We start from the raw sequence: 6,086 nt of genomic DNA, 5'->3' as shown, positions 1-6,086 counted from the left end.
GTATTATTCTGTCTGTGCCTGCTTGTTGTGATACTGATAGTATTGCAGGTGTTTGTGGTGACCTCCTTCAAGATACCGTCGGACTCGATGGAACCATCGTTGCTGGCGGGTGATTGTATTCTGGTGGATAAATGTTCGGGTGGAGCACGCCTATTCAATGTGCTTGATGCCGTGGAGAAAAAGGAGGTGAAGATACAACGTATGTCCGGATGGAGAAATTTTCAGCGGAATGATGTACTAGTGTTCAATTTTCCTTATCCGGGCAGGTGGGACAGCATTGCGCTGGACGTGATGTTGTATTACGTGAAGCGCTGTATCGCCGTGCCGGGTGATACGTTGGAGATAAGGAATACACATTATCGTGTGTCCGGATTTGATGGTATCGCAGGAAATGTGCAGGCGCAGGAGGAATTAGGTAAATTGATATCTTCGGGCATGACGGAGGAACGGGGCCTTGTTCTTAAGAGCTTTCCCGATGGTGGCTGTAATGGGTGGACTATCAGCGAGTTTGGGCCTCTTTATATACCGGCCAAAGGCAGCGTGGTAGGAATGAATCCGGAAACACGGTTGCTGTATCGGAACGTGATAGAGTGGGAACAGAAAAAGAAACTGACATTGCATGGAGATTCGGTTCTGCTGGGGGACAGTGTGATACACAATTACCGCTTCTGTGAGAACTATTATTTTGTTTCGGGTGACAAGATGGTGAATTCAAAAGATTCCCGCTACTGGGGATTACTGCCGGAACCATTTATAGTGGGAAGGGCATGGCTGGTATGGAAGTCCGTCAGCCCGAATACTGGAAAAATGAGATGGAAACGTATCTTTAAAAGAATAGACTAAGATGAAAGTTCTGTTTAAATTGCTCTGGATATTATTGATTGCCGGGATATTGGAGGCTTGCAATGCTTCCGGCAGATTGGAGTACGCACTGGAGTGTGCTGCAACCAACAAAGGCGAACTGGAAAAGGTACTGGAACATTATAAAGATGAGCCTGAAAAATATAAAGCCGCTTGTTTCTTGATAGAAAATATGCCTTATCACTATGCCCTTGAAGGTGAAGAACTGGATTCTTTGAAAACAGTGCTGGCTTCGGCAGATGCTTATGGGGTGATGCTGAAGGATACTGCCGTACCGGATTGGGATTATTATACCCCTTCCGGATTGCAGAGAAAACCGGATGTACTGAATATAAGGGCTGAATTCTTGATAAATAACATTGATTTGGCTTTTGATGGTTGGAAAAAGCGTCCGTGGAATGCTTCCCTTTCTTTTGCAGATTTCTGTGAATGGCTGCTTCCCTATCGTATCGGAAATGAGACTCCGGACAACTGGCGGCAGATATACCATGACCGTTATTCCTTTTTGCTGGACGAGGTTTATACGGGTATCGATGTAGTGGAGGCGATTAGCGTAGTTTGGGAGTATTTGCAGAAGGAAGACCCTTACCGGTTTACGTGGGTCTTTAACTATCCGCATTTGGGAGGAGAGTACCTGCTGCATAATCGTATCGGCAAGTGTCAGGATGCTTGTGATTTTATGATTTATGTGATGCGGGCCATCGGCGTCCCGGTAGCCTATGATTTCTATACTTTCAATGCGGAAACACGGAAAGGGCATGTGTGGAATGTGGTGAGGGATGTAACGGGTGTCTGCCTTCCTTTTACTTTCCCTTCCCGGAAGCCGGAACGGGGAAGTTTCTATATTGACAGTCGGCGCCCGAGCGTGGTTTACCGCCGGTGTTTTGGCAGGCAATGGGACATGGATGGTGATTTTATGCGGAACCGGTCCGTACCGGCTGCTTTTAAGGATGTGTTTGCAAGAAAAGTGTCGGATAATTATTTTGATTCGAATCTGGAACTGCCGGTAGAAGGGATGGACGGGAATTATGTTTATGTGGGGTTGTTCAGTGCTTATGGGTGGCGGGGAATAGATTTTACTAAGGTAGAAAGTGGAAAAGCGCTTTTCAGGAATTTGGCTTCGAGGCAGGTTTATATATTGTTGGCATTCGCAAACGGGCAGTATCGCCCTATTGGAAATCCTTTTTATTTTGATGGCAAGGATATACATCCTTATGTTGCAGATACCTCCAAGTGCTATTCTGCTGAATTGTATCGGAAATACCCTCTTTCGGAACGTATCAGGAACTATATGGGAGGGATAAAAGACGGGCATTTTGAGGCGGCTTGTGATAAGGATTTTAAAAATGCGGAGTTGTTGTGTACTGTGAAAGATACGCCCGGTATCAATTATAATCACGTTATTCTTGAGAAACCGGTAAGGGGTCGCTATGCCCGTTTTTGTTCTTCGGCAGAGGGATATGCGGAAGTTGCCGAAATGCATTTTTATAAAGGAGAGGAAGAGATTGTCCCTATAGACAGTTGGGGAGATGCTCCAGCCACAGCAAATACTTTTGCCTATCAGGTCTATGATAATGAACCGTTGTCGTATTTCATTTCATCAAAACCCGGTGCAAGTGTAACGGTGGATTTTGGAAAGGTTGTTACTATAGACAATTTTATGTATATGCCCCGTAACGATGATAACTTTGTCAGGATAGGGGATTGTTATGAACTCTTCTATTGGGGAGAGGGCTGTTGGAACTCATTGGGGAAGAAAATGGCAGAAAAACCTTTTCTGCCATATGACGGGATACCATCGGGAGCTTTGCTCTATTTGCATGACAGTACCCGTGGAGAAGAAGAACTGATATTTCATATGGAAGATGGTAAGCAGGTATTTGTATCGGATTGTAAGGATTGATTGGATTGTCTTTCAGATTGGAATAGAAAAAAATGGAATAGTGATATGAAACATTGGTGTGTATGGGTATGGTTTACAGCAGGTCTGTTTATGGCTTGTTCTTCGGAAAATCAGTGGTTGGACACAGCTTTGAATCTTGCCGGTGATAACCGTGCGGAGTTGCAAAAGGTACTGGACCGTTACAAGGAAGAGGACGGTGACAAATATCGTGCTGCTTGTTTTCTGATAGAGAATATGCCTTTTCATGGTGCTTACGAGGGAAAGGCCTTGGAGAATTACAGGAAGTATTTCAGTGAATACGTTTCATTTCCTTATTCCAGGCATGTGCAAGAGTTGATTGATTCCTTGAAAAGAGCAGATGGAGAATTTTCTATAAATCAATTGACTTATAAGAGGGACATTATGACGGTGGATTCCGCTTTTTTGGTCAATCATATAGAATGGGCATTCAAAGTCTGGCGGGAGCAACCTTGGGGAAAGCATGTTGATTTTGATACTTTCTGCGAATATATATTGCCTTATAGAATAGGGGATGAGCCGCTTTCTCTCTGGCGCAAAGAAATTTATGAGTGCTATAGCCCGATTTTGGATGAATTCAGGAAGACAGATGAGGCTGATAATCCTAAGGTTGCCGCCCAGTTGTTGATGGATACGTTGCGGAAAGCGAACTACCGGAATACGGCTCTTTTTCCGGTGGGGCCTCATTTGGGACCGGATGTACTGAAATGGCATACGGGCAGTTGCCGAGAGTTTACGGATGCCATGATATATGTGTTGCGGGCATTGGGCATTCCGTGCGGAGTAGATAGGGTGATGGTATTGGGAGACAACAATGCCTCTCATTTCTGGAATTTTGTTTTGGATAAGGAAGGAAAGACATACATTGCAAATCTTCCTTATGAAGAAGTATGGAGCAAAGCGGAAGAATATAGCATTTCGAGGGGAAAAATGTACCGGGCAACCTATAGTATTGATAAGGAGGCGGTACGGAAACTGGGGAAATATTCCGATGTTTACCCGGCATTCCGACGTCCGTTCTTCCGCGATGTCACTGCACTTTATACCGGTAGCAGGAATTGGACTGTAGCTCTTCCGGATTCTTTGCTTTCCGGACAGTTTCGTGAGGGGGATATGGTGTATTTGTGCCTTGCCAACAGACTACAATGGCAACCTATAGGATATACTTTCTTTAAGAAGGGGGAGGCTCGTTTTGAGGATGTGGGAGGCGGGGCGGTCTTTACGCTGGCTGCCTGGAACGGAAAGGAATACGCTGCAGTATCTTCTCCTTTTCTTCTGGAGCGTGAAACCGGAAAGATACGGTTCATTGTTCCGGAAGCTGAAAAGCAGGAATTGGTCTTGTATAGGAAGTGCCATCTTACTTTGAGTGTTCTTTTCAATGACCGGATGATTGGGGGAGTAGTGGAAGGAAGCGACCGGGCAGACTTTGGGTGGAAGGATACTCTACTTTTGATAAAGGAGGCTCCGTATCGGCTATATACTGTGGCCCGGTTGAAGTCTGATAAACCGTATCGGTATATGCGCTATAAGGGTGCTGACGGATGTTTCTGTAATATCTCGGAACTGGCTTTTTATGAGAATACGGAAGATACCATACCTCTATATGGGGAAATCATAGGTACTCCGGGAAGTTTTGAAGACAATACACATGAATATTTGAACGCATTTGACGGTAATCCGGATACTTCATTTGATTATATACATCCGGATGGAGGATGGACCGGGATGGACTTTGGAAGTCCCCATCGTGTGGAGAAGGTGGTGTATACTCCTCGTAATGAGGTGAATTTTATTTATAAAGGTAATTTGTATGAATTGTTTTATTGGGGTGGAGGAAAATGGAATTCTGTCGGGCGGCAAATGGCTGTGTCAGATTCTATTGTCTATTCAGGGTTTCAAGGTGCTTTATTTTATCTGAAGAATCACACAGCCGGTAAAGATGAACGGATTTTTGAATATAAAGACGGGAAACAAATCTTTTGGTGAATTATAGAATACTATTGAATATTTGATAGATAGAATGAATAATGTACGTAATCTATTGACTGGAAGTTTGGTCTACATTGCTTGTATAGTTTTATTGTCTTTGGCATGTAACGTTTCTTCCGGACTTCCTGTAGCTGATGTTATAGGGCAATGGCTCTATTTCGATAAAAGTGCATTGGTAGTTGCAGGATGTCTGTTGATGGCTGGATTGATGATGGAAAAAAGGTATTTTCTTTTTATACCGGTTTCGTGGGTATTGGTAATGCTGGGGGGCATTGAGGCTGTTTGGGGATTGAGGCAGCTTTATGGTTATGCTGTGTCCAACCATTCCTTGTATGTATTGACAGGTTCTTTCTTCAATCCGGGGCCTTATTCCGGCTATTTGGCCATGATACTTCCGGTCTGTCTGTATCAATGGCTGACCAAGAGGGGGGAGATTCTCTGCTCTGACCGGAATGATGGAAGAAGATGGGAAAAGGTGATGGATAAGGCTGGAACTATGGTCGCTGGTGGTGTGATGCTGCTTATCCTTTGTGTGCTTCCGGCAGGAATGAGCCGTTCGGCATGGTTGGCGGCAGGAGTTTCCTGTCTGTGTGTATATGCTTGGCATATGGATTGGACGGATAAGTTCAGATTATTATGGCAGCAGCAAAGGCAGCGTGTGGTGATGGTAGTGGTCGGTGGATTCTGTGTCTTGCTATTGGCAGGCTATTTACTGTTTGTCTTGAAACCCGATTCTGCACGTGGCCGTCTTTTCATGTGGAAGATAACTTGTCGTGCCATTGCAGAAAAGCCGTTGACCGGATATGGGATTCATAATTTCGCAGCAGCCTACGGAAATGCGCAGGAAACTTATTTTGCAGCAGGTGATTATGAACCGTGGGAGGAACGTGTGGCGGGAAGTCCGGAATATGCATTCAATGAATATCTGCAGGCTGCGGTCGAACTGGGCATTCCTTTGGCGGTATGTCTATTGGTTGTGGTCGTGCTGTGTTTGTATAGGGGAGTCCGTAAAGGACGTTATGGTATCTGTGGGGCTATTCTTTCTTTGATGATATTCTCTTTTTCCTCCTATCCGCTACAACTTCCGGTATTTATCGTTACATTTGGAGGATTGCTTGTGGCGTGCTTGTCCGGTGCCGACCGTTGGCAATGGTTGGGGCTGGCTGTATCAGTAGGCATCATTGGCGGTTTTCGCCTGAAGAATGACTTGCAAGTGGAGCAGGCCTGTCGGGAGTGGATGAATGCGCGTGTGTTGTATAGTGCAGGTGCGTATCAATCGGCAGAGAAAGAGTACGGGCGCCTTTATCCTCTGTTG

The 6,086-nt window shown here is 45.1% G+C and carries 4 protein-coding genes; all 4 read left to right on the top strand.

Annotated elements, in window-relative coordinates:
* Positions 1 to 843: signal peptidase I (gene lepB, locus BHV72_RS06660; RefSeq protein WP_286855356.1), on the top strand; the 843-nt coding region annotated here is incomplete at its 5' end.
* 1 nt (position 844) lies between these two features.
* On the top strand, positions 845 to 2,764 hold the full coding sequence (locus BHV72_RS06655; RefSeq protein ID WP_057088512.1) for a hypothetical protein: 1,920 nt from the start codon (positions 845 to 847) through the stop codon (positions 2,762 to 2,764).
* Between the two features lie 45 nt (positions 2,765 to 2,809).
* Positions 2,810 to 4,768: a transglutaminase domain-containing protein gene (locus BHV72_RS06650; RefSeq protein WP_005823867.1), complete on the top strand. Its 1,959-nt coding sequence runs from the start codon at positions 2,810 to 2,812 to the stop codon at positions 4,766 to 4,768.
* A 34-nt stretch (positions 4,769 to 4,802) separates the two neighbouring features.
* Positions 4,803 to 6,086 (top strand): O-antigen ligase family protein (locus tag BHV72_RS06645; RefSeq protein ID WP_286855345.1); only part of this gene is annotated, 1,284 nt, incomplete at its 3' end.

The sequence above is a fragment of the Bacteroides sp. 43_46 genome, from assembly GCF_001915455.1.
Classification (GTDB): Bacteria; Bacteroidota; Bacteroidia; order Bacteroidales; family Bacteroidaceae; genus Bacteroides; species Bacteroides caccae.
The sequence above is the reverse complement of the archived record's forward strand: the minus strand, read 5'-3'. Positions and strand labels throughout refer to the sequence as shown.